The organism is Weizmannia sp. FSL W8-0676 (assembly GCF_038593015.1).
In the GTDB taxonomy this organism is placed as follows: domain Bacteria; phylum Bacillota; class Bacilli; order Bacillales; family Bacillaceae_C; genus Weizmannia; species Weizmannia coagulans.
In genome coordinates, this window is sequence record NZ_CP151954.1 from 77,551 (window position 1) to 102,115 (window position 24,565).

The 24,565-nt window shown below is 49.3% G+C and carries 18 protein-coding genes, 3 tRNA genes, 4 rRNA genes, 1 other RNA gene and 1 other annotated feature; of the genes, 22 read left to right on the forward strand and 4 right to left on the reverse strand.

The features are described 5' to 3' along the window. Positions 1 to 70 precede the first annotated feature (70 nt). Positions 71 to 186 (forward strand): 5S ribosomal RNA (gene rrf / locus NST20_RS00385). A gap of 257 nt (positions 187 to 443) precedes the next feature. On the opposite strand, the gene NST20_RS00390 is transcribed toward rrf (NST20_RS00385), so the two are convergent. Then, on the reverse strand, positions 444 to 1,370 hold the full coding sequence (locus NST20_RS00390) for a YaaC family protein (RefSeq protein ID WP_342400389.1): 927 nt from the start codon (positions 1,368 to 1,370) through the stop codon (positions 444 to 446). A 122-nt stretch (positions 1,371 to 1,492) separates the two neighbouring features. Between NST20_RS00390 and guaB the strand changes: the two genes are divergently transcribed. The 6 genes from guaB (at position 1,493) to NST20_RS00420 (ending at position 8,018) form a co-directional block, all read left to right on the forward strand. After that, positions 1,493 to 2,959 carry an IMP dehydrogenase gene (guaB, locus tag NST20_RS00395; RefSeq protein ID WP_342399840.1) on the forward strand — a complete coding sequence of 489 codons (1,467 nt, stop codon included), beginning with the start codon at positions 1,493 to 1,495 and terminating at the stop codon, positions 2,957 to 2,959. A 203-nt stretch (positions 2,960 to 3,162) separates the two neighbouring features. Next, positions 3,163 to 4,482 (forward strand): serine hydrolase, encoded by a 1,320-nt coding sequence (locus tag NST20_RS00400; RefSeq protein WP_017554805.1) that lies wholly within the window; start codon positions 3,163 to 3,165, stop codon positions 4,480 to 4,482. A gap of 144 nt (positions 4,483 to 4,626) precedes the next feature. Beyond that, positions 4,627 to 5,508, forward strand: coding sequence for a pyridoxal 5'-phosphate synthase lyase subunit PdxS (gene pdxS / locus NST20_RS00405; RefSeq protein WP_013858035.1), 882 nt, complete (start codon positions 4,627 to 4,629; stop codon positions 5,506 to 5,508). 11 nt (positions 5,509 to 5,519) lie between these two features. Continuing rightward, positions 5,520 to 6,092 (forward strand): pyridoxal 5'-phosphate synthase glutaminase subunit PdxT, encoded by a 573-nt coding sequence (gene pdxT, locus NST20_RS00410; protein ID WP_013858036.1) that lies wholly within the window; start codon positions 5,520 to 5,522, stop codon positions 6,090 to 6,092. A gap of 51 nt (positions 6,093 to 6,143) precedes the next feature. Further along, positions 6,144 to 6,359 (forward strand) — a binding site (T-box leader). 50 nt (positions 6,360 to 6,409) lie between these two features. Then, positions 6,410 to 7,690 (forward strand): serine--tRNA ligase, encoded by a 1,281-nt coding sequence (gene serS / locus NST20_RS00415; protein ID WP_342399841.1) that lies wholly within the window; start codon positions 6,410 to 6,412, stop codon positions 7,688 to 7,690. A 238-nt stretch (positions 7,691 to 7,928) separates the two neighbouring features. Further along, positions 7,929 to 8,018: transfer RNA gene (locus NST20_RS00420), tRNA-Ser, on the forward strand. 172 nt (positions 8,019 to 8,190) lie between these two features. Here NST20_RS00420 and NST20_RS00425 read toward each other — a convergent pair. The 3 genes from NST20_RS00425 to NST20_RS00435 all read right to left on the reverse strand — a co-directional run bounded on the left by NST20_RS00425 (position 8,191) and on the right by NST20_RS00435 (position 11,096). Then, entirely contained in the window at positions 8,191 to 8,859 is a 669-nt protein-coding gene (locus NST20_RS00425) for a deoxynucleoside kinase (protein ID WP_133537564.1), read from the reverse strand. Further along, a complete protein-coding gene (locus NST20_RS00430; RefSeq protein ID WP_061575902.1) occupies positions 8,846 to 9,484 on the reverse strand; it encodes a deoxynucleoside kinase in 639 nt (212 codons plus the stop codon). The genes NST20_RS00425 and NST20_RS00430 overlap by 14 nt, the downstream gene beginning before the upstream one ends. 322 nt (positions 9,485 to 9,806) lie before the next feature. Continuing rightward, a complete protein-coding gene (locus NST20_RS00435; RefSeq protein ID WP_340702162.1) occupies positions 9,807 to 11,096 on the reverse strand; it encodes a glycoside hydrolase family 18 protein in 1,290 nt (429 codons plus the stop codon). 1,169 nt (positions 11,097 to 12,265) lie between these two features. On the opposite strand from NST20_RS00435, the gene tadA reads away from it, so the two are divergent. The 15 genes from tadA to NST20_RS00510 all read left to right on the forward strand — a co-directional run bounded on the left by tadA (position 12,266) and on the right by NST20_RS00510 (position 24,565). Beyond that, positions 12,266 to 12,775: a tRNA adenosine(34) deaminase TadA gene (tadA, locus tag NST20_RS00440; protein WP_133537570.1), complete on the forward strand. Its 510-nt coding sequence runs from the start codon at positions 12,266 to 12,268 to the stop codon at positions 12,773 to 12,775. An 87-nt stretch (positions 12,776 to 12,862) separates the two neighbouring features. Then, an RNA gene (gene ffs, locus NST20_RS00445) (signal recognition particle sRNA large type) lies at positions 12,863 to 13,127 on the forward strand. A 155-nt stretch (positions 13,128 to 13,282) separates the two neighbouring features. Beyond that, positions 13,283 to 14,974 carry a DNA polymerase III subunit gamma/tau gene (gene dnaX, locus NST20_RS00450; RefSeq protein WP_061565185.1) on the forward strand — a complete coding sequence of 564 codons (1,692 nt, stop codon included), beginning with the start codon at positions 13,283 to 13,285 and terminating at the stop codon, positions 14,972 to 14,974. 16 nt (positions 14,975 to 14,990) lie between these two features. Then, positions 14,991 to 15,317 carry a YbaB/EbfC family nucleoid-associated protein gene (locus NST20_RS00455; protein WP_013858044.1) on the forward strand — a complete coding sequence of 109 codons (327 nt, stop codon included), beginning with the start codon at positions 14,991 to 14,993 and terminating at the stop codon, positions 15,315 to 15,317. 14 nt (positions 15,318 to 15,331) lie between these two features. Further along, positions 15,332 to 15,928, forward strand: coding sequence for a recombination mediator RecR (gene recR, locus NST20_RS00460; protein ID WP_013858045.1), 597 nt, complete (start codon positions 15,332 to 15,334; stop codon positions 15,926 to 15,928). A 20-nt stretch (positions 15,929 to 15,948) separates the two neighbouring features. Next, positions 15,949 to 16,161: a YaaL family protein gene (locus NST20_RS00465; RefSeq protein WP_342399842.1), complete on the forward strand. Its 213-nt coding sequence runs from the start codon at positions 15,949 to 15,951 to the stop codon at positions 16,159 to 16,161. Positions 16,162 to 16,237: 76 nt separating this feature from the next. Further along, positions 16,238 to 16,504: a pro-sigmaK processing inhibitor BofA family protein gene (locus NST20_RS00470; RefSeq protein ID WP_014096533.1), complete on the forward strand. Its 267-nt coding sequence runs from the start codon at positions 16,238 to 16,240 to the stop codon at positions 16,502 to 16,504. A gap of 347 nt (positions 16,505 to 16,851) precedes the next feature. Beyond that, positions 16,852 to 18,405: ribosomal RNA gene (locus NST20_RS00475) — 16S ribosomal RNA — on the forward strand. 102 nt (positions 18,406 to 18,507) lie between these two features. Then, a tRNA-Ile gene (locus NST20_RS00480) sits at positions 18,508 to 18,584 on the forward strand. A gap of 13 nt (positions 18,585 to 18,597) precedes the next feature. Further along, positions 18,598 to 18,670: transfer RNA gene (locus NST20_RS00485), tRNA-Ala, on the forward strand. Positions 18,671 to 18,758: 88 nt separating this feature from the next. Continuing rightward, a 23S ribosomal RNA gene (locus tag NST20_RS00490) occupies positions 18,759 to 21,690 on the forward strand. 370 nt (positions 21,691 to 22,060) lie between these two features. After that, positions 22,061 to 22,176, forward strand: a 5S ribosomal RNA gene (rrf, locus tag NST20_RS00495). The 16S, 23S and 5S rRNA genes sit together here with 2 tRNA genes alongside, the layout of an rRNA operon. Positions 22,177 to 22,471: 295 nt before the next feature. Then, positions 22,472 to 22,933: a CtsR family transcriptional regulator gene (locus NST20_RS00500; RefSeq protein WP_013858048.1), complete on the forward strand. Its 462-nt coding sequence runs from the start codon at positions 22,472 to 22,474 to the stop codon at positions 22,931 to 22,933. A gap of 19 nt (positions 22,934 to 22,952) precedes the next feature. Then, positions 22,953 to 23,498, forward strand: coding sequence for a UvrB/UvrC motif-containing protein (locus NST20_RS00505; protein WP_061574727.1), 546 nt, complete (start codon positions 22,953 to 22,955; stop codon positions 23,496 to 23,498). Next, positions 23,498 to 24,565: a protein arginine kinase gene (locus NST20_RS00510; protein ID WP_019722062.1), complete on the forward strand. Its 1,068-nt coding sequence runs from the start codon at positions 23,498 to 23,500 to the stop codon at positions 24,563 to 24,565. The genes NST20_RS00505 and NST20_RS00510 overlap by 1 nt, the downstream gene beginning before the upstream one ends.

The following is a 24,565-nucleotide window of genomic DNA, read 5'->3' on the forward strand; positions in this document are numbered from 1 at the left end:
AAGCTATTCTCCGTTTACAGTTTTTCTCCCATCCGGTTTTCAGGGAACACATCCCAAAATAAAATACAGGTCCGGTGATGATGGCGGAAAGGTCACACCCGAATACATCCCGAACTCGGAAGTTAAGCTTTCCAGCGCCGATGGTAGTTGGGGGTTTCCCCCTGCGAGAGTAGGACGTTGCCGGGCCAAATCAAAACCGCAGGCGATTTGTCTGCGGTTTTTGCATATTTTTATTGGGAAATGTACTCGGCTCCTGCTTTTTTCGGAATGCACCCCGTTTTGCTCAAAGTTATCAAATGAGGAGCCGGAAAGGGATTTTTCAACTTGCAAGGTCTTCTTGATGGTAGAAATCGGCCGAAAAGCACACACAGATAGCCGGTGAATCGTTCCATTTTGCGCTTGTCCGTAAGAATCGGTTTCCCCTTTAAGTTTGGCGAAATTGTTTAACGTATACCCTTTAGAAACTGCAGGCAGAGGAACGGGCCTTTTTCGATTGCCGTCTGGAGAAAAAGGCGGATGGCCGGAAAGTCAATCGTTTCCCGGTTCTTAAGCAGTTCTGCCCACCATTCTGTTTCGTAGCGGGAAATCATGCTCAAATTATATAAAAGCAGGTAATGGACCAATATATCGGGAAGGTCGTTCTCCGGTTGTAATTTACACGGAAAGCAAATTTGATTTGTAAAGAAATGATAACGGAATGGCGGAGGGAGACAGCCACGGGCGGAAAAGGAGAAGGCGCCATCTTCCGCTTCCATTTCCAAAAGCCTGCCCTGAAGTTTTTCGGACAAATATTGTGAAAACCTGTCCGCTGTCATATGGTAGCCATCAAGGACCGCAAAAGGAAGCTGGTACTTCCCGTTCTTTTCTTTTACCGGCACAAAATATTTCCGGCGGGGGAGGGCCGTTTCAAGTTCCGGGATTTGCCGGAGCAGGCTCTGCATGGAATATTTATTGCCTTCGAGCGGGCCGAGCCCGAACATTTTTTGGGCAAAATGGCCGCATAAACCGGTTTTTTGAATTTTAACCTCGTCTTCGCCAAACCGGTAGTTTTGTTTTTTCTTTTTTCGCGATGTCACCCCGTGGGCAAGGACGGAGGTGGTTTCAGGATACAGCGGGTCGCATGACAGCAGGCAGGCTTTTAATAAATGAATGAAGCCGTAAAAAATCAGAACAGGCTGAATTGAAACGGGCGCCTGCATAGCCTGGCGGTAATAAGCTTCACCGTGTTCGAGATAATACATAAAAGCATAGCAGTTCTCATAGCTTTTGGCGGCGCTTTGGCTAAAATCCGAAGCCTCATAGCGGGCTTTCAAATAGCGCTGCGTATATTCCGCGGATTGAAATAAAATCAAGTGATCCCATTGGTCCATAAAAGACAATATTTCGCCCTCCGAATTAACTGAATAGTATTATATGTTTTGGAGACCTTGACAGTATTATGTCCAATTGATAACCTACAAATAATATTTTTATCAATCCAGGAGGGGTTTGCATGTGGGAAACGAAGTTCGTAAAAGAAGGTCTTACGTTTGATGATGTATTACTGATTCCGGCAGAATCGGAAGTGCTGCCGAAAGATGTCGATACAAGTGTCGCGCTGACGGAAACCTTGAAGTTGAACATTCCGATCATCAGCGCCGGCATGGATACGGTAACCGAAGCGGAAATGGCGATCGCCATGGCAAGGCAGGGCGGCCTAGGGATTATCCACAAAAACATGAGCATTGAACAACAGGCGGAGCAGGTGGACCGTGTCAAACGGTCAGAAAACGGCGTGATCACCAATCCGTTTTTCTTAACTCCTGATGAGCAGGTGTTTGCGGCGGAACATTTAATGGGCAAATACCGGATTTCAGGCGTGCCGATCGTAAATAACCGTGACGAGCAGAAACTGGTCGGGATTTTGACCAACCGCGACATGCGTTTTATTGAAGATTACTCCACCCGGATTTCAGATGTGATGACGAAAGAGAATCTTGTGACTGCGCCTGTAGGCACGACGCTGAAAGAGGCGGAGCAGCTTTTGCACCGGCATAAAATTGAAAAGCTGCCGCTTGTCGATGAGAACGGCGTATTAAAAGGGCTTATTACGATTAAAGATATCGAAAAGGTTATTGAGTTCCCAAATGCAGCCAAAGATAACCAGGGCCGCCTTCTTGTTGGCGCGGCAGTCGGCGTGACAAGTGACGTAATGAAACGGGTGGAATTGCTCGTTGAAGCGGGAGTGGATGCGGTTGTCATCGATACGGCGCACGGCCACTCAAAAGGGGTGCTGGAAACCGTCGCAAACATCCGCAAATCTTACCCTTCCTTAAATATCATCGCCGGAAACGTTGCGACGGCGGAAGGTACGAAAGCGCTGATAGACGCTGGCGCGGATATTGTAAAAGTCGGCATCGGGCCGGGCTCCATCTGTACGACAAGAGTGGTTGCCGGCGTTGGTGTGCCACAAATTACGGCGGTTTATGATTGTGCGACGGAAGCAAGAAAGTACGGGAAAGCGATTATTGCGGACGGCGGCATTAAATTCTCAGGCGATATTGTAAAGGCGCTGGCTGCCGGCGGACATGCCGTAATGCTCGGCAGCCTGCTTGCAGGGACATCGGAAAGCCCGGGCGAAATGGAAATTTACCAAGGACGGCAATATAAAGTCTACCGCGGCATGGGGTCAATCAGCGCAATGGAAAGCGGATCGAGGGACCGTTACTTCCAGGAAGGCGCGAAAAAACTGGTGCCGGAAGGGATCGAGGGACGCGTGCCGTTTAAAGGGAGCCTGCAGGATGTCATCTACCAATTAATTGGCGGGCTCCGGTCCGGCATGGGTTATTGCGGCGCGAAAGATGTGATTTCCTTGCGTGAAGAAGCGCAGTTTATCCGCATGACAGGGGCAGGCCTGCGGGAGAGCCATCCGCATGATATCCAGATTACAAAAGAAGCACCGAATTATTCTTTGTCTTAACATGGATTTTGAATGGGAAACAAAATGGCAGGCAATTTTCCTGCCATTTTTTTCTACCATTTAATAGAGTTGCAGCCCTGTACCGGCTGCCCTGCATTTTCGGAAAAAGCTGACAAATACGGCAAACTCTATGCATCTACTTTTTCAACCGGAACTATGTTAAAATAGGCAAAGTGTATACATATCTTGATGGAGGGTTGAAAGTGAAAAAAAGCTTGCAAAAAATGGCATTTGCGTTTCTGGTGCTGCTGTTATCGGCAGGGGTTGTGCAGCAGGTGCCGAAAAAAGCCCATGCGCAGGACCAGTTGGATATTCATGCAAAAGCGGCTATCATTGTGGATGCGGATAACGGGCAGATTTTGTATGAAAAAAATGCCGAACAGGCGCTGGGCATTGCTTCCATGAGCAAAATGATGACGGAGTACTTGCTGCTTAAAGCCATTCATGAGAAAAAGGTTTCGTGGAACCAGAAAGTGACAATCAGCGATTATGCGTATCGCATTTCCCAAAACAGGGCACTTTCAAATGTGCCGTTAAGAAAAGGCGAAAAGTACACGGTTAAAGAGCTTTTCCAAGCGATGGCGATTTATTCGGCAAACGGCGCAACGATTGCGATTGCAGAAACGCTCGGCGGAACGGAAAAAAACTATCTGAACATGATGAACAAACAAGCGAAAGCATTCGGCCTCACCCATTATAAGTTTGTGAACGCAACCGGGCTGAACAATAAGGATTTGCAAGGCATGCAGCCGGCCGGGACAGGCAGGACGGAAGAAAACCTTGTCTCAGCAAAATCCGTTGCAAAAATCGCCTACCATTTGATCCACGACTACCCGGAGATTTTACAAACAACAAGCACGGCCAAAATGAAATTCCGGGCCGGGACAGATGATGAAATTGCGATGCAGAACTGGAACTGGATGCTTCCGTCCCTTGTTTACGGGCGGCAGGGCGTTGACGGGTTGAAAACCGGGAACACCGACAAAGCGGGATACTGCTTTACAGGCACGGCCAAGCAAAACGGCATGCGCATCATTACCGTCGTTCTTCATGCAGAGGATGCGAACGGGAACAGCACCATCAAGTCCCGATTTGATGTCACAAACAAATTAATGGATTATGCTTTTAATAATTTCACAGAAAAAACCCTTTACCCGAAAGGCTATCAGGTGAAAAAGACGGTAACGGTGAAGTCCGGCAAAGAAAAACAGGCTTCCATTGTCACGAAGGCGCCGCTTAAAGTGGCTGTGAAAAACGGGGAAGGCAAAATGTACACCCCTGTTGTGAAATTTGATTCAAAACAAATCACAGCGCCGGTGAAAAAGGGAACAAAGGTCGGTACATTGTATGCCCGGCATAAAGACGGGCAGGAACTTGGCTATTTGTACGGCCCGGGTACAGCACACACCGCTTTGGTCACCAAAACCGATATTGAAAAAGCCAACTGGTTTGTGCGTATGATGCGCGGAATTGGCGGATTTTTCGGGGGACTTTGGGATCATACAGCCGGCAAATTATTTTAAATGAAAACAGGACAAGGGCCCTTGTCCTGTTTTTCACTTTAACGTGGAAAAATTAGTGCCTTGACAAGCATTCGCTTTTGGTGTTAATTTAAATTATTATACATATAATAAGAATTTTTAATTTTATAAAGGGGCGTACAAAAGATGAAAACAGGAACAGATCTAGTGAAACGCGGGATGGCGGAAATGCAGAAAGGCGGCGTGATCATGGACGTGGTCAATGCCGAGCAGGCAAAACTTGCTGAAGAAGCAGGCGCTGTTGCCGTCATGGCATTAGAACGCGTTCCTTCCGATATCCGGAAAGCCGGAGGGGTTGCCCGTATGGCGGACCCTTCCATTGTGGAAGAAGTAATGAACGCCGTCAGCATTCCGGTAATGGCAAAAGCAAGGATCGGCCATATTGTTGAAGCGCGGGTGCTCGAAGCGATGGGCGTCGATTATATTGACGAAAGCGAAGTTTTAACGCCGGCCGATGATGAGTTCCACATCAATAAAAAAGAATTCACGGTGCCGTTTGTGTGCGGCTGCCGCGATTTGGGGGAAGCGGCACGAAGGATCGGGGAAGGCGCCTCGATGCTCAGGACAAAAGGCGAGCCGGGAACCGGGAATATCGTTGAAGCGGTCAGGCATATGCGGAAAGTGAATGCGCAGGTGCGGAAAGTGGTCAACATGAACGAAGATGAACTGATGACGGAAGCCAAACAGCTCGGTGCCCCGTACGAGGTGCTGCTGCAAATTAAAAAAGAAGGCCGGCTGCCGGTTGTAAACTTTGCTGCTGGCGGTGTTGCAACGCCGGCGGATGCGGCTTTGATGATGCAGCTCGGTGCGGACGGCGTTTTCGTCGGATCGGGGATTTTCAAATCGGAAAACCCGGCGAAATTTGCGAAAGCGATTGTCGAAGCAACGACCCACTACCAAGATTACAAACTGATTGCCGAATTGTCGAAAGACCTTGGAACAGCAATGAAAGGCTTAGAAATTTCAACATTGCCGGCTGAAGCAAGAATGCAGGAGCGCGGCTGGTAAGGAGAATCAGCATGAAAAAAATTGGCGTACTTGGCCTCCAGGGGGCTGTGGAGGAACATATCCGTGCAGTGGAAGCCTGCGGGGCGGAAGGTGTTGTCGTTAAGAAAAAAGAGCAGTTGGACGAAATCGGCGGGCTCATCCTGCCGGGCGGGGAAAGCACGGCAATGCGGCGGCTCATTGACCGCTACGGTTTTATGGCGGAACTGAAACAGTTTGCCGAAAGCAAGCCGGTCTTTGGCACATGCGCAGGGCTGATCCTGCTTGCAAAGCGTATTGAAGGCCAGGAAGATGCGCATATCGGCGCAATGGATATTACGGTGGCGCGCAATTCTTTCGGCCGCCAGCGGGAAAGTTTTGAAGAAACAATCCGTGTTAACGGCATCGCGGAAGATTTCCCGGCTGTCTTTATTCGCGCGCCCCATATCGTTTCCGTTTCCGATCATGTTGAAGTGCTGGCCGAGTGCCGCGGGCGGATTGTTGCGGTCCGCCAGGGAAATCTGCTCGGCTGCTCCTTCCATCCGGAGTTAACGGATGACCTGCGGATGACCGAATATTTTTTGAGTATGGCAAGGATTCCGGTATAGTCTGTTGCAAAACGGATAAAATTGTAGTACATTAAGATGTACGTGAAGACTGAAAAAGCAATGACAGGAACCAGTAGGAGAACGCTTTTCCTAAAGAGAGCCGGTGGGCGGTGGAAACCGGCGGAAAGCTTCTGTGAATCCATCCTTGAGCGGGTTGCTGAAAGCCGGGCGAGTAGGCATCCACGGGAAAAAACCCGTTATCCTTACAAAGCGGAAAACTCTTGTTTTCAATTTGGGTGGCAACGCGGGTTCACTCTCGTCCCTGTTTTCAGGGCGGGAGTTTTTTATTTGAATTTCGATAAAAGGAGAAGGATAGCATGTTGGACATCAAATTTTTGCGTGCGCATTTTGATGAAGTCAAAGAACGGATGCAGCACCGCGGAGAAGATTTGACCGATTTTGAAAAGTTCAGCGGGCTGGACCAAAGGCGGCGCGAACTGATCATGGAAAGCGAAGCGTTGAAAAACAGGCGGAATGAAGTCACGCAGCAAGTTGCGGCACTGAAACGCGAAAAGAAAGATGCAACAAAGCTGATCGAGGAAATGCGCGGCGTCGGCGAGAAAATTAAAGCGCTGGATGCCGAGTTGAAACAAGTCGAAGCCGAACTTGAAATGCTGATGCTTTCTATCCCGAACATTCCGCATGAAAGCGTGCCGGTGGGAGACAGCGAAGAGGACAATGTCGAAATCCGGAAATGGGGTGAAGTGCCGGCATTTGGATTTGAACCGAAACCGCACTGGGATATTGCCACTGACCTTGGCATCCTTGACTTTGAAAGGGCAGCCAAAGTGACCGGCAGCCGGTTCGTCTTTTACAAAGGGCTTGGCGCCCGCCTTGAACGTGCGCTTTATAATTTTATGCTTGATCTGCATGTCGAAGAACACGGTTATGAAGAGGTATTGCCGCCGTATATGGTGAACCGGGCCAGCATGACAGGAACGGGGCAGCTGCCGAAATTTGAAGAAGATGCTTTTCTTGTCAATGAAAAATACTATTTTCTGATCCCGACTGCCGAAGTGCCGGTGACAAATTATCACCGTGATGAAATTTTAAACGGCGGCGACCTGCCGATCAATTATGTGGCATTCAGCGCCTGTTTCCGTTCGGAAGCGGGTTCTGCCGGGCGCGATACACGCGGGCTGATCCGCCAGCACCAGTTTAACAAAGTGGAACTTGTAAAATTTGTCAAACCGGAAGATTCCTATGAGGAGCTTGAAAAACTGACGGGCCATGCGGAAAGAGTGCTGCAGCTTTTGGGCCTGCCTTATCATGTGATGAGCATGTGCACGGCGGACCTCGGGTTTACGGCAGCGAAAAAATATGATATTGAAGTGTGGATGCCAAGCCAGCACGTATACCGCGAGATCTCTTCGTGCAGCAACTTTGAAGCTTTCCAGGCAAGGCGTGCGAACATCCGCTTCCGCAGGGAACCCAATGCAAAACCGGAACATGTCCATACACTGAACGGATCCGGGCTTGCCATCGGGCGTACCGTCGCAGCCATCCTTGAAAATTATCAGCAGGCTGACGGCAGCGTGGTGGTTCCCGAAGTGCTCCGCCCGTACATGCGTACCGATATCATCAAACCAGAATCATAATAAAATCCCCGGCTTTTTTACATGAAAAGCCGGGGATTTGAAACATGTTTTCCGGAAGCTTCCGCATTTTTTAGGGCGGGATTTTACTCAAAAGGGCGGACAAGAGAAAAACGGCCATATCTAAATGTGCGTTCCGGGGCCTTCCTTTGGCTAAAATTCAGATGGCTTTCCGCAGTAGAAAATCTTGATGTGCTTGACTTGTTTTGATCGTGTAGGTTATAATCTTTTTTGTCAAAATGGAGGAATACCCAAGTCTGGCTGAAGGGATCGGTCTTGAAAACCGACAGGCGGGTTACACCGCGCGGGGGTTCGAATCCCTCTTCCTCCACTTGAAAAATGAAAAGGACTATGATTGAAAGCCTGTGGCACCCTGAAATGGCGGGAGCTGTGGGCTTTTTTCGTGGAGTAAGGACAAGACACCACATTTTTTGCATGCCCGTGATCCCTCCGTAAATCATTAAAAAGCCCGTTACGCGATGGTAACGGGTTTTTAGCCGCCATTATTTTTTTACGGCTGCTGCCTGTGCGAGCATGTAGCCGATCCGCTCGACAATCGGTTCGACGGCATCTTCATGTTTAAACAGGTCGTATTCGTCAATGTTCAGCCTGAGAACCGGGCAGGCATGGAAAGAGTCGATCCACTGCTCGTACCGTTTCTGCATTTCAATCCAGTATTCAACAGGGGTATCTTGTTCCATTGGACGGCCGCGTTTTTTGATCCGTTCCAAAATGTTTTCCAGCTTGCCTTCCAAATAAATCATCAGGTCGGGATGCGGAAAATACGGGGTCATCACCATGGCATCAAACAAGTTTGTATAGGTTTCAAAATCAATGGCAGACATATTGCCTTTTTCATAATGCATCCGGGCAAAAATGCCGGTATCCTCATAAATGGAGCGGTCCTGGATAAAACCGCCGCCGTATTCAAACATTTTTTTCTGCTCCTTGAACCTTTCCGCCAGAAAATAAATTTGAAGATGGAAACTCCACCGTTTAAAATCGCTATAAAATTTTTCCAAATACGGATTGGTGTCGACTTTTTCAAAGGACGCCCGGAAATGGAGCGCCTTCGCGAGCGCACGCGTTAAAGTCGATTTTCCGACGCCGACAGTACCTGCAATGGTGATCACAGCGTGGTTCGGAATTTGATATTTCTCACGAAGTTCCATGGGTATGTACTCCTTTTTGTAAGGTTTGCGCGATTTCTTGCAGCATGTATGTCAGGTCATGTTCATGCCGGATAAAATCAAGTGTATCACAGTCGAACTTTAATACCGGGATGTCCGGATGGCCGGCTTCGAAGCGGCTCATAAACCGGCCGTAGTCTGCGGATAGTTTTTGTAAATACGTTTCCTGCATATTTTTTTCAAATGCCCGCCCTCTTATTTCAATTCTCTTGAGGAGCGTTTCCAGGCTTGCGTGCAAATAAATGATGACGTTCGGCTGCGGCATATCGGCTGTTAAAATGCCGTAAATTTTCATAAATTTTTCAAACTCATGCGTTTTTAGCGTCCGCCGGGCAAAAATCAAGCTTTTAAAAATATGGTAATCTGCAACGACAGGCTGCCTATGCCGTTTAAGGTCTTCCAGCTGTTTGTAGCGATTGCAGAGAAAAAACATCTCGGTTTGGAAACCCCATTCTTCTTTATTGGTATAAAATTTTCCAAGAAAAGGATTTTCATCCACAATTTCTTTCAAAAGCTGAAACGAAAAGTATGATGAAATGGCTTTTGCCAATGACGTTTTGCCAACGCCGATCGGTCCCTCGATTGCAATAAACGGTATCCTTTTCATAACGCCCTCCCGCTGAAGCGATTGTTCATTGATGCACACTGTTGCTATTTTAGCACAAGTCTCCGCCGGTTGTCATACGGGAAAAAAAGCGGTCATGTGTCCCGGCGTTCTGCTTCCGGCTGTTTCCTGGGTTGGTTTTAACAAACATTTTCCAAAAAATGGAACTCAAATGTGACTGGTGCTTGCTCTGTGTATCGGATCAGGCCTGCATCCGGACCGTCCAGTTGGCGCCGGCATAAATGCGGGGAAAGGACTTCGCAATCCCGTCCGTGCGGCGCAGCGGGTTCCGGGGTAAAAGAAAAAAGCAACGGAACCCGCTGCTTCAGGAAGGGCGTTTGACTACATCAAAGCGATCGGCGATTAACAGCCAGTTTTGCGGAAAAGAGAGGCCGAGTTTCCAGTAGCTCATGCCTCTTAACCCGAGTTCAGTAAGCAAATTAAATTTTGCCTCAATGGAACGGGCATCTTCAAACCAGACGGTGTGCCGCCGGTTGTTTTCATCTGTATAGTTAAAATGAGGGGCCTGGGATGTTGTGTCATACAGGATCGGCACATTGTGCGCACCCGCGAGCCGGATGGCCTGCTGCGGGCTGACGGCTCTTGCTGTTGTGCCAGTTTGATAGGGCAATGTCCAGTCATAGCCATACAGATTTTGCCCCATCAAAATCTTATTGGGCGGCATTTCTGTGATGGCATAGCGGAGCACATCCCGGACCGGCCCGATCGGAGACACCGGCATGGGCGGGCCGCCGCTATACCCCCATTCGTAGGTCATAATGACAACAAAATCGGCAATTTCGCCATGCGCCCTGTAATCGTGTGCCTCATACCAGCGCCCGGCCTGGGTGGCGCTCGTTTTCGGAGCGAGCGCGGTGGACATGAGCCAACCTTCCCGGCTGAAGCGCGTTTTTGCTTTTCTTAAAAACCGGTTGTAAGCTTCCCTGTCCTGCGGGCGCAAATACTCAAAGTCAAAATGAATATCACGGAAACCGAGCCGGCTTGCGGTTTGAACAATTTCATTTAAAAACCGGTTCTGGACGGTTTCGTCGTTCAAAAGGATCCGCCCGAGTTCATCGCTGAACTGGCCGTTTTCCTGATTACAGATCACCATCATTAAAATGGCGTTTTGGGCATCGGCAATCGCCCGCAAATTTCCAAGCGGCGGGGCAACAAGTGTGCCGTCTCGGTTTACCCGGAATGCAAACGGGGCAAGATAGGTCAAATACGGGGCCGCTTTTCGCGCACTTGTTTCAAGAGACGCTGAAACCGTGTTCCCGAATGGTTCAACATACGCATTAAATTCTGCTCTTTTTTTCGGGGAAGGCGGCAGATAAAGGCGCAACCCGGGTCGGAGCTGCTGATGGACAGAAATGCCGTTGATGCGGGCAAGTTCCTGGTAAGATATCCCTGCTTGTTGTGCAATGGAATATAAGCTGTCCCCCGGCCGGACCCAATAAAACCTCCCGGTGATCGGGATGACAATCGCCTGTCCGATGACAAGCCGATCCGGATCCGGAAGTTCATTTGCCGAAATGATTTCTGAAGCCGGAACACTGTATCTTTGCGCAAGATTTGAGACCGTGTCATTTCTTTCGACAACATGTATTTGCAAACGAGTCCCCCCTTGTGTCAGCCATCGCTATTGTTATCTTTATGCCCCGTTTTTTTAAAACATGCCCGCTTTTTATGTGCGCATTTTTTTTGCGGAATCATTCATCAAACCATTTTTGCGGCATTTCTTAACGTAACGGCCTGCTAAATGAAGGAAGGGCATGATTTTTGTAGTATTGCTTAACGTAGAAGGGTTCTAAGCAAAGGAAGGGCATGATTTTTGTGGCGCTTCTTAACATAGAGGAGCTCTAGATTAAGGAAGCGGAAATTTTTTGTGGTGTTGCTTAACAAAAAGACCATTTTGGACCCAGTCGCGACTCCTTTTGACAGGTTCAAAAGGACATTTCGAGCCCGGATACAGCTTGTTTTGTCCTTTTGGCAGGTTCAAAAAGACATTTCGGACCCGGATGCAGCTTGTTTTGTCTTTTTGACAGGTTCAAAAAGACATTTTGGGGCCAGGTGCGGTATGTTTTGTCTTTTTGACGGCTTCAAAAGGACATTTCGAACCCGGATGCAATCGTGTTTTGTCCTTTTGACGGCTTCAAAGGGACATTTCGGGCCAGGATGCAACGTGTTTTGTCCTTTTGGCAGGTTCAAGAAGACATTTTGGGGCCAGGTGCAGTTTGATTTGTCCTTTTGGCGGTTTCAAAAGACCATTTCGAGCCCAGGTGCGTCTTGTTTTGTCCTTTTGACGGCTTCAAAAAGACATCTCGAGCCCGGATGCAACGTGTTTTGTCTTTTTGACGGCTTCAAAAAGACATTTCGAACCCACTCGCGACTCCTTAAAGGCGCTCTAGATTAAGGAAGCGGAAATTTTTTGCAGTGTTTCTTAACGTAGAAGGGTTCTAAGTAAAGGAAGGGCACCCATTTGCGCATCTTTCTTAACGTAGCCGTCCGCTAAATGAAGGAAGCAAGCATGTTTTTCAGTGTTTCTTAACATAGAGCCCCTCTAAGTGAAGGAAGCGAACGTTTTTTGTGATGTTCCTTAACATATAAGTGCTCTCAGTAACGAAAGAGCATCCAACTTTTCCGTTTCCTAACACAGGAGCCTTCTACCTGAAGAAAGCCAGCGCAAAACGGCAGGAAAATCCATACTGATGACCGAACCCAGTGTGATTTTTTTCAAGGCTGTGTTACGATAAGGCTACGATACCTTTTGGAGGAGTTTGGATGGAAAATCGCGATGAATATTATATGCGCCTTGCCATTCAGGAAGCCGTAAAAGCACAGCATCTCCGTGAAGTGCCGATCGGGGCGGTGATTGTGATCGATGAAAAAGTGATTGCTGCAGCCCACAACCTGCGTGAAACCACCCAGCGTGCTGCCGCCCATGCGGAACTTCTGGCCATCGAAAAAGCATGCGAAGTGATCGGATCATGGCGCCTTGAAAATGCCGAGTTGTATGTCACACTGGAACCATGCCCAATGTGCAGCGGTGCCGTTTTACAATCGAGGATCAAGCGGGTCGTTTACGGGGCAAAAGATCCAAAAGCGGGCTGTGCGGGAACTTTGATGAACCTGCTTGAGGACGGTCGCTTTAACCACCGGAGCGAAGTCGTAAGCGGTGTGCTTGAAACAGAATGCGGGGAGCTATTGCGGTCCTTTTTCCGGTCTTTAAGGGAGAAGAAAAAGAAGGAAAAATTTGTGGCAGAGGAAGATGGAAAAAGTCCCACCAATTAACAGGCGGGAGAGATTGCTTTTTTTAAAAAAGACATGTATACTTAGTTATGCGTTAGTTTTTAACGCTTAAAACTGGTATCAATTTTGCCGCGCTAGGTGGGGAGGCAGCGGTGCCCTGTACCCGCAATCCGCTCTAGCGGGACTGAATCCCTTTCCGAGGCCGGCTGCTTGTAGGGTCAGCCTTAAGTAAGTGGTGTTGACACCCGGGTCCTGCGCAATGGAACCCCGCGAACCATGTCAGGTCCGGAAGGAAGCAGCATTAAGCGGGTCATTCCATGTGCCGCAGGGCAGCCTGGGTCGAGCTAACTGCTTAAGTAACGCTTATGAGGGTCGGTCGAAGAAAGGTGCGCGGCAGTTTCATTACATAAAAAACAAAACTCATCCTGATCCGGGATGGGTTTTTTCCATATTTGAATGCTTTTCGATTCGGGATGTAAAATCGCTTTTCCTAAGGTATAATAAAAGAAATGTGTGAATCGGAAGCAAATCTGGCCGGGAGGATTGATCATGGCTTATCAGGCGTTATACCGCACATGGCGGCCGCAGCGGTTTGCGGATGTCGTCGGGCAGGAGCATGTGACAAAAACATTGCAGCATGCCCTCCTGCAACAGAAAACAACGCATGCTTATCTTTTCTCGGGCCCGCGGGGTACAGGAAAAACAAGTGCCGCTAAAATTTTGGCAAAGGCGGTGAACTGCGAACATGCTCCGACCGGGGAACCGTGTAACGAATGCGCTGTCTGCCGGGGGATTACAGACGGCACGATCCCAGATGTCATCGAGATTGACGCGGCGTCGAATACAGGCGTGGATGACATCCGGGATATCCGCGACAAAGTCAAATACGCGCCAAGTGTTGTTAAATATAAAGTATATATTATCGACGAAGTCCATATGCTGTCGATCGGCGCATTTAACGCACTTTTGAAAACACTTGAGGAGCCCCCGAAACATGTCATTTTTATTCTGGCAACAACCGAGCCCCATAAAATTCCGCTTACGATCGTTTCCAGATGCCAGCGGTTTGATTTTAAACGAATCACATCCCGTGATATTTTTAAACGCCTGGCTTATATTGCAGGCGAAACCGGCATTGCATATGATGAACAGGCGCTCAATATTATCGCCCATGCTGCGGAAGGCGGGATGCGGGACGCGCTCAGCCTACTTGACCAGGCCGTCTCTTTCAGCGAGGGGAAAGTGAGAGTGGAAGATGCGCTCACGGTAACGGGTTCCATTTCCCAGAATGATTTTACCCGCCTTGCGCAGGCAATTCAAAAGAAGGATGCTGCAAAATGCCTTGACCTTGTCGGTTCTCTTCTCCAGCAGGGAAAAGATCCTTCAAGGCTTGTGGAAGACTTCATCCTTTATTTCCGCGATCTGCTTTTGTATAAAACTGCCCCGCAGATGGAGGAAGCGGTTCAAAGGGTTTATTTAGATGAGGCGTTTAAAGAAATGAGCCGCTCGCTTCAAACGCAGGAAATTTACCGTTTTATTGACATCCTGAACCAAACGCAGCAGGATATGCGTTTTTCCAATATGGCCCGCGTTTATTTGGAAGTGGCTTTTATCAAACTTTGTGAAGAAAAAGCGCCGGATCCCGGGGAAAATGATCTCATCCGGAAACTTGCTGAAAAAATCGAACGGCTCGAATCAGAACTCGAGTCTCTCAAGCAAAACGGGGTGCCGGAGGCGGATGAAACAGAACATGCGCCAAAACGGCAGGCCCCGAGAAAAATTCCGCGCACTTCGAAAGGTTTTAAGGTACAAGTCGGAAGGATTCATGATATATTAAAAGAAGCGACAAAAGAGGATCTCAAACGGATTAAAAACAGTTGGAACGATATGATTGAGACGCTCAACAGCAGGCAGATGCGGTCGCAGGCGGCGCTTTTAAACGAAGCGGAACCGGTGGCGGCGTCGCCGAACGCTTTTGTCATCAAATTCAAATATGAGATCCATTGCCAGATGGCGATGGAAAACGAGAAATTTTTACAAGCGATTTCGAGCGTGCTCAGTGAATTAACCGGAACCGGGTACCAGGCTGCGGGCGTTCCGGAAAATGAATGGAATACGATCAGGGAAAATTATATCCACCACCATAAAGAAGAAGCAGAGGAAGAAAAACCGCAGGATGATCCGGTTGTAACCGAAGCAATCAAATTGTTTGGGCCTGAATTAATTGAAATAAAAGACTAAAACTGGAGGGTTTCATATGCGAGGAATGGGCAATATGGGCAATATGCAAAAAATGATGAAACAAATGCAAAAGATGCAGAAAGAAATGATGGAGGCACAGGAGCAGCTTGGCGAACAGAAAGTGGAAGGTACGGCAGGCGGCGGCATGGTAACCGTTGTCGTTTCTGGCCATAAAAAAGTGCTGGAAGTGCGCATCAATGAAGAAGCCGTCGATCCGGACGATGTCGAAATGCTGCAGGACATGATCCTTGTCGCCACCAATGACGCCCTGGATAAAGTTGAACAGCTGACGGAGCAGACGATGGGCAAGTACACGAAAGGCTTCAATATTCCGGGATTTTAAAGGTGTGATCAACAATGCAATACCCTGAACCAATCACAAAATTAATGGAAAGCTTCATGAAACTGCCAGGCATTGGGCCGAAAACCGCGGCCCGGCTGGCATTTTTTGTTCTTGATATGAAGGAAGACAGCGTCCTTGCATTTGCCAAGGCGCTTGTCGATGCGAAACGGGATCTGACGTACTGTTCCGTTTGCGGGCATATCACCGATACAGATCCGTGCTATATTTGTGCCGATCCGCGCCGCGACAGAAGCGTGATCTGCGTTGTCGAGGAGCCGAAAGACGTCATTGCCATGGAAAAAATGAAAGAATACAACGGCCTTTACCATGTCCTGCATGGTGCGATTTCGCCAATGGACGGAATCGGCCCTGAAGACATCAGTGTGCCGGATCTGCTCAAACGCCTGCGCGATGAAACCGTCCAAGAAGTGATTCTTGCAACCAATCCAAATATCGAAGGCGAAGCAACAGCCATGTATATTTCGCGGCTTTTAAAACCGTCCGGCATTAAAGTGACACGGATTGCACACGGGTTGCCAGTGGGCGGAGATCTCGAGTACGCCGACGAAGTCACCTTATCAAAAGCACTGGAAGGCCGAAGAGAAATTTAACCTGACACGGGGTGGATACAATGTTCAGCAAGAAGCAAAAACTCAGGAAAGCATACGATGCGCTTCTTCTCGATTTGGTCACAAACGTAAAAAATGAATGGGTACAGCAAAACGCCCTCCAGCATCTAAGTTTTGAATTTAACGAAGAACTTTACTACCGCACCAAAGTGGCCGAAGCGAAGTATGTGTTTCTTTTTCGGGAAGTGAAAAGAAGAAACATCCGCCTCCAGTAAGGGTAGCACGGCTCAAGTTCTTTTTTGGACAACTCCTTCATAAAAATAAAGCAGCTGGAAAAAAGGGGTGATTCACTTGAGCTCAACCATCATCATTATTGCGATTGTCGGCCTGATCCTTTTGCTGCTGTTTTCCGCAGCTTTAACCAAACCGCTGCGATGGGCGGGAAAGTTATGCATCAAAGCCATCATCGGGGCTATACTCCTTTTCTTTTTAAACCAAGTGGGCGGCCGGTACGGACTGCATGTCCCAATCAATGCAGCCACCGTATCCGTTTCCGGGCTGCTCGGCATACCCGGGGTGATCGGCCTGACTGTCATCCAGACATGGATTCTGTCTTGACAAAAGCAGCGCTCGAACCGCCATCAGCAGACAACCAGCGCCAAAGAAATGATCCATCATTTCTTTGGCGTATTTTTTATGTTCATTCGAAGAAACTAGAAGCTTAGGCTGAAAGAAGCATGGGCGCCCACGAAAAAGCAGGCATAAAAAAAAAGGATTGACTACACTTCGTTATACTAGTATAATAGTTTTCGTCGCCGCATCCGGCATCAAACTTCTTAAAAAAGTAGTTGACATGTTGGTTGCGTCGTGGTATGATATAAAAGTCGCTGAAAAACAAAGCGATTGTTCCTTGAAAACTGGACAAAACGAAACGTCAAATTCTTTTTGAGCTTTTATCAAACATCTTTACTGAGAGTTTGATCCTGGCTCAGGACGAACGCTGGCGGCGTGCCTAATACATGCAAGTCGTGCGGACCTTTTAAAAGCTTGCTTTTAAAAGGTTAGCGGCGGACGGGTGAGTAACACGTGGGCAACCTGCCTGTAAGATCGGGATAACGCCGGGAAACCGGGGCTAATACCGGATAGTTTTTTCCTCCGCATGGAGGAAAAAGGAAAGGCGGCTTCGGCTGCCACTTACAGATGGGCCCGCGGCGCATTAGCTAGTTGGCGGGGTAATGGCCCACCAAGGCAACGATGCGTAGCCGACCTGAGAGGGTGATCGGCCACATTGGGACTGAGACACGGCCCAAACTCCTACGGGAGGCAGCAGTAGGGAATCTTCCGCAATGGACGAAAGTCTGACGGAGCAACGCCGCGTGAGTGAAGAAGGCCTTCGGGTCGTAAAACTCTGTTGCCGGGGAAGAACAAGTGCCGTTCGAACAGGGCGGCGCCTTGACGGTACCCGGCCAGAAAGCCACGGCTAACTACGTGCCAGCAGCCGCGGTAATACGTAGGTGGCAAGCGTTGTCCGGAATTATTGGGCGTAAAGCGCGCGCAGGCGGCTTCTTAAGTCTGATGTGAAATCTTGCGGCTCAACCGCAAGCGGTCATTGGAAACTGGGAGGCTTGAGTGCAGAAGAGGAGAGTGGAATTCCACGTGTAGCGGTGAAATGCGTAGAGATGTGGAGGAACACCAGTGGCGAAGGCGGCTCTCTGGTCTGTAACTGACGCTGAGGCGCGAAAGCGTGGGGAGCAAACAGGATTAGATACCCTGGTAGTCCACGCCGTAAACGATGAGTGCTAAGTGTTAGAGGGTTTCCGCCCTTTAGTGCTGCAGCTAACGCATTAAGCACTCCGCCTGGGGAGTACGGCCGCAAGGCTGAAACTCAAAGGAATTGACGGGGGCCCGCACAAGCGGTGGAGCATGTGGTTTAATTCGAAGCAACGCGAAGAACCTTACCAGGTCTTGACATCCTCTGACCTCCCTGGAGACAGGGCCTTCCCCTTCGGGGGACAGAGTGACAGGTGGTGCATGGTTGTCGTCAGCTCGTGTCGTGAGATGTTGGGTTAAGTCCCGCAACGAGCGCAACCCTTGACCTTAGTTGCCAGCATTGAGTTGGGCACTCTAAGGTGACTGCCGGTGACAAACCGGAGGAAGGTGGGGATGACGTCAAATCATCATGCCCCTTATGACCTGGGCTACACACGTGCTACAATGGATGGTACAAAGGGCTGCGAGACCGCGAGGTTAAGCCAATCCCAGAAAACCATTCCCAGTTCGGATTGCAGGCTGCAACCCGCCTGCATGAAGCCGGAATCGCTAGTAATCGCGGATCAGCATGCCGCGGTGAATACGTTCCCGGGCCTTGTACACACCGCCCGTCACACCACGAGAGTTTGTAACACCCGAAGTCGGTGAGGTAACCTTTACGGAGCCAGCCGCCGAAGGTGGGACAGATGATTGGGGTGAAGTCGTAACAAGGTAGCCGTATCGGAAGGTGCGGCTGGATCACCTCCTTTCTAAGGAAATTAAGGAAAACTTCGTTTTCCAACATTAAGTTTGACGTTTCCGTTTTGTTCAGTTTTGAAGGTTCAATCCTTCCTTATATTTCCTTTCATTAAGGGCCTGTAGCTCAGCTGGTTAGAGCGCACGCCTGATAAGCGTGAGGTCGATGGTTCAAGTCCATTCAGGCCCACCATTCCTTAATGATCGGGGCCTTAGCTCAGCTGGGAGAGCGCCTGCTTTGCACGCAGGAGGTCAGCGGTTCGATCCCGCTAGGCTCCACCTTTATAAATGTGTTCTTTGAAAACCGGATAGGAGAAATAAACCAAGTAAACCGAGAATCGCTTATTTTTGGATTTAAACCTTTTATGGTTAAGTTAGAAAGGGCGCACGGCGGATGCCTTGGCACTAGGAGCCGATGAAGGACGGTACAAACACCGATATGCTCCGGGGAGCTGTACGTAAGCTTTGATCCGGAGATTTCCGAATGGGGAAACCCCCTGTCTTTAATCGGACAGGATTCCTGCCTGAATCCATAGGGCAGGAAGGGCACACCCGGGGAACTGAAACATCTCAGTACCCGGAGGAAGAGAAAGCAATTGCGATTTCCCAAGTAGCGGCGAGCGAACAGGAAACAGCCCAAACCGGAAGGCTTGCCTTCCGGGGTTGTAGGACACTCATATGGGAGTTACAAAAGAACGGGGTAAGTGAAGCGGCCTGGAAAGGCCTGCCGGAGAAGGTAAAAGCCCTGTAACTGAAACTTCGTTCTCTCCCGAGTGGATCCTGAGTACGGCGGGACACGAGGAATCCCGCCGGAATCCGGGAGGACCATCTCCCAAGGCTAAATACTCCCTAGTGACCGATAGTGAACCAGTACCGTGAGGGAAAGGTGAAAAGCACCCCGGGAGGGGAGTGAAAGAGATCCTGAAACCGTGTGCCTACAAGTAGTCAGAGCCCGTTAACGGGTGATGGCGTGCCTTTTGTAGAATGAACCGGCGAGTTACGGTCTCATGCAAGGTTAAGCTGAAGAAGCGGAGCCGCAGCGAAAGCGAGTCTGAACAGGGCGAAAGAGTATGAGGCCGCAGACCCGAAACCAGGTGATCTACCCATGTCCAGGGTGAAGGCAAGGTAACACTTGCTGGAGGCCCGAACCCACGCACGTTGAAAAGTGCGGGGATGAGGTGTGGGTAGCGGAGAAATTCCAATCGAACTTGGAGATAGCTGGTTCTCTCCGAAATAGCTTTAGGGCTAGCCTCAAGCGGAGAGTTTTGGAGGTAGAGCACTGTTTGGACGAGGGGCCCTCATCGGGTTACCGAATTCAGACAAACTCCGAATGCCAAAAACTTATGCTTGGGAGTCAGACTGTGAGTGATAAGATCCATGGTCGAAAGGGAAACAGCCCAGACCGCCAGCTAAGGTCCCAAAGTATACGTTAAGTGGAAAAGGATGTGGCGTTGCTTAGACAACCAGGATGTTGGCTTAGAAGCAGCCATCATTCAAAGAGTGCGTAATAGCTCACTGGTCGAGTGACGCTGCGCCGAAAATGTACCGGGGCTAAACGTATCACCGAAGCTGCGGATGGACACCGTTTGGTGTCCGTGGTAGGAGAGCGTTCTAAGGGCGTTGAAGCCGGACCGGAAGGACCGGTGGAGCGCTTAGAAGTGAGAATGCCGGTATGAGTAGCGAAAGAAGGGTGAGAATCCCTTCCACCGAATGCCTAAGGTTTCCTGAGGAAGGCTCGTCCGCTCAGGGTTAGTCGGGGCCTAAGCCGAGGCCGAAAGGCGTAGGCGATGGACAACAGGTTGATATTCCTGTACCGCCTCTTCACCGTTTGAACGATGGGGGGACGCAGGAGGATAGGGCAAGCGCGACACTGGTTGATCGCGTCCAAGCAGTTAGGCCGGTGCGGAGGCAAATCCTTCGCGCCAAGGCGGAGCTGTGATGGCGAGGGAAATTAAAGTACCGAAGTTCCTGATTCCACACTGCCAAGAAAAGCCTCTAGTGAGGTGAAAGGCGCCCGTACCGCAAACCGACACAGGTAGGCGAGGAGAGAATCCTAAGGTGAGCGAGAGAACTCTCGTTAAGGAACTCGGCAAAATGACCCCGTAACTTCGGGAGAAGGGGTGCTTTTTGGGGTGTATGCCCCGGGAAGCCGCAGTGAATAGGCCCAGGCGACTGTTTAGCAAAAACACAGGTCTCTGCGAAGCCGCAAGGCGAAGTATAGGGGCTGACACCTGCCCGGTGCTGGAAGGTTAAGGAGAGGGGTTAGCCGCAAGGCGAAGCTCTGAACTGAAGCCCCAGTAAACGGCGGCCGTAACTATAACGGTCCTAAGGTAGCGAAATTCCTTGTCAGGTAAGTTCTGACCCGCACGAAAGGTGTAACGATCTGGGCACTGTCTCAACGAGAGACTCGGTGAAATTATAGTACCTGTGAAGATGCAGGTTACCCGCGACAGGACGGAAAGACCCCATGGAGCTTTACTGCAGCCTGATATTGAATTTTGGTACAGCTTGTACAGGATAGGTAGGAGCCTTGGAAACCGGAGCGCCAGCTTCGGCGGAGGCATCGGTGGGATACTACCCTGGCTGTATTGAAATTCTAACCCGCACCCCTTACCGGGGTGGGAGACAGTGTCAGGCAGGCAGTTTGACTGGGGCGGTCGCCTCCTAAAAGGTAACGGAGGCGCCCAAAGGTTCCCTCAGAATGGTTGGAAATCATTCGCAGAGTGTAAAGGCATAAGGGAGCTTGACTGCGAGACTTACAAGTCGGGCAGGGACGAAAGTCGGGCTTAGTGATCCGGTGGTTCCGCATGGAAGGGCCATCGCTCAACGGATAAAAGCTACCCTGGGGATAACAGGCTGATCTCCCCCAAGAGTCCACATCGACGGGGAGGTTTGGCACCTCGATGTCGGCTCATCGCATCCTGGGGCTGTAGTCGGTCCCAAGGGTTGGGCTGTTCGCCCATTAAAGCGGTACGCGAGCTGGGTTCAGAACGTCGTGAGACAGTTCGGTCCCTATCCGTCGCGGGCGCAGGAAATTTGAGAGGAGCTGTCCTTAGTACGAGAGGACCGGGATGGACGCACCGCTGGTGTACCAGTTGTCTTGCCAAAGGCATCGCTGGGTAGCTATGTGCGGAAGGGATAAGTGCTGAAAGCATCTAAGCATGAAGCCCCCCTCAAGATGAGATTTCCCACAGTTTAACTGGTAAGATCCCTGAAAGATGATCAGGTTGATAGGTCCGGGGTGGAAGCGCGGTGACGCGTGCAGCTGACGGATACTAATCGATCGAGGACTTAACCACGAAAAGCGGAGGTGCCTTGTTTAGCCCCGACAAGCGAATGTTCTGACCGGCATGGAGCCGTCTTTTGGCTCCGTGGCGGGCAGGTGATTCGACCTCGAGGGGCTAGGCACCGAAGCTGGACAATAGAAAAGCGGAAGCGCCTTGCCCATCGGCGTACGGATTTCGGAGCTTTCGACTGAGATAAAGGAAACACGACGAGCCCTAAAGGCGAGTCGATGCCCGCTTATCGTAGGGAGAAAGCGCAGAAATACGCTAGCCGATAGGCGCTGGAGCTAGACAATTTTCAAAGTTAGAAACCAAAGCTATTCTCCGTTTACAGTTTTTTCTCCCATCCGGTTTTCAGGGAACACATCCCAAAATAAAATACAGGTCCGGTGATGATGGCGGAAAGGTCACACCCGAATACATCCCGAACTCGGAAGTTAAGCTTTCCAGCGCCGATGGTAGTTGGGGGTTTCCCCCTGCGAGAGTAGGACGTTGCCGGGCCAAATCAAAACCGCAGGCGATTTGTCTGCGGTTTTTCACATTTCAAAAATAGAGGTTTCGGTAATCCATTTTTTTCAAACCGACGCCGGCTTTGGAAGGGCGGGACAGTATCCGGCCTGGCGGGTTTTTAAAGCGCAATCAGTGAAAAGATAAAAGAAATCATCAGTTTTTTGAAAATCGGAGTAAGAAAAGTTAAAATTGGGCGGGTTGTTCTGTTGTATTTTTGCGGGGGAATCCTGTATAATTATAGTCAAATATAGTCAAAGTCAAAAGATAGTGTCAGGAGGTGGCTTTGATGAAAAATATATCTGATATCATAGAGGAATATTTAAAACGGATTCTGGAACTGAATGAAAAAGAAATTCTTGAAATAAAACGCAATGAGATTGCCGATAAGTTCCAATGTGTCCCTTCACAAATCAATTATGTCATCAATACGCGGTTTACGATTGAAAGAGGGTATATTGTTGAAAGTAAAAGGGGCGGCGGCGGTTATATCCGGATCATGAAAGTGCGGCCTGAAAGCGATGCGGAACTGATTGACCAGCTGCTCGTGCATATCGGCAATGTCATCTCCCAGTCCAATGCGGAAGCCATCATTCTCCGGCTCGTTGAAGAAGAGGTGATCTCAAGGCGGGAGGCAAAAATCATGCTCAGCGTGATGGACCGCTCCGTGCTCTACATCCAGTTGCCGGAACGGGATGAACTGCGTGCCAGAATGTTGAAATCCATGTTAACAACCTTAAAATACAAGTAACTACAGAGGTGAGTATGCTGTGATTTGTCAGGAATGCAATGAAAGGCCGGCAACCATGCATTTTACAAAAATTATAAACGGTGAGAAAACGGAATTCCATCTTTGCGAAAAGTGCGCGCAGGAGAAAGGGGAAAAGTTTTCATCGGATTGGGGAAAAAGCTTTTCCTTCGATAATTTGCTCGCGGGTCTTTTTAATTTTGACCCGGCCATCCAACTTTTCAAACAGGAAACAGCGCCTGACCCGGATGTGCTTCGCTGCAGCCATTGCGGGATGACATTGACCCGGTTTTTAAATACGAGCCGGTTAGGCTGCCCGCATTGCTATGAGACGTTTCAGCACCAGCTTGTCCCGATTTTGCAGCGCCTCCACGGCGGCAACGTTGCGCATGAAGGAAAAATACCGGCACGGATTGGTGGTGCCATTTACACAAAGAAGAAACTGCAGGAACTAAAGGCGGCGTTGCAGGAAGCCATCAGCCAGGAAGAATTTGAAAAAGCAGCAGAACTCCGCGATCAAATTCGCGCACTTGAAGGTTCTTCTCAAGCTAAAGGAGGGGAGCAGTAATGTCTTTGGAACATTTTTTGCACGAAGCGTCCAGTTCCTGGATGAACGAGCAGGGGCCTGAATCGGAAATTGTACTGACCTCACGTGTCCGTCTGGCAAGAAATTTAAAAAATTTCCGGTTCCCGTCCTTGTTTAGTACCGAGGAAGCAAGGGAAATTATGAAAATAATCCAGGATATCGCCCGGAATCATTTTCCGGCTGAACTGCAGGTTGAATTTTTAAAAATGGATGAATTAAAACCGCTCGAAAAAAGGGTGCTTGTGGAGAAACACCTGATCAGCCCGCAGCTTGCCGAAGAATCGGGTGACGGGGCAGTTATTTTGTCAAGCGGCGAAGATATTAGTATTATGATAAATGAGGAAGATCATTTACGCATACAATGTCTTTCTCCGGGGCTTCAATTGCATGAAACGCTTCAGAAAGCCAATCAGCTTGATGACCTGATTGAAAATGGGGTCGATTATGCTTTTGATGAAACGCTCGGTTACTTAACCAGCTGCCCGACGAATGTCGGAACAGGCATCCGCGCATCGGCCATGATGCATTTGCCGGGGCTTGTGCTGACACAGCAAATTAAACAAATCATTCCGGCGATTCATCAGCTTGGTTTGGTGGTAAGAGGAATATATGGCGAAGGAAGCGAAGCCATCGGAAATATTTTTCAAATTTCCAACCAGGTGACACTCGGAACATCGGAAGAAAACATTGTCTCAGATTTAACCAGTGTCATCCGGCAGATCATTACACAGGAAAGATCGGCAAGGGAAGCATTGGTGCAGACTTCAAACATACAATTAGAAGACAGGGTTTACCGTTCGCTCGGTGTCCTGCAAAACAGCAGGATCATTGAAACAAAAGAAGCGGCCCGTTGTTTGTCCGATGTCCGGCTGGGAATTGATCTGGGCTATATTCAAAACATTTCGAAACAAATATTAAATGAATTGATGATTTTAATGCAGCCTGGATTTTTACAGCTTTATGCCGGAAGAGCGCTCAGCCCGTATGAAAGGGATATCCGGAGGGCTACACTGATAAGAGAACGTTTGAGGCTTGAGGAGACCAAATGA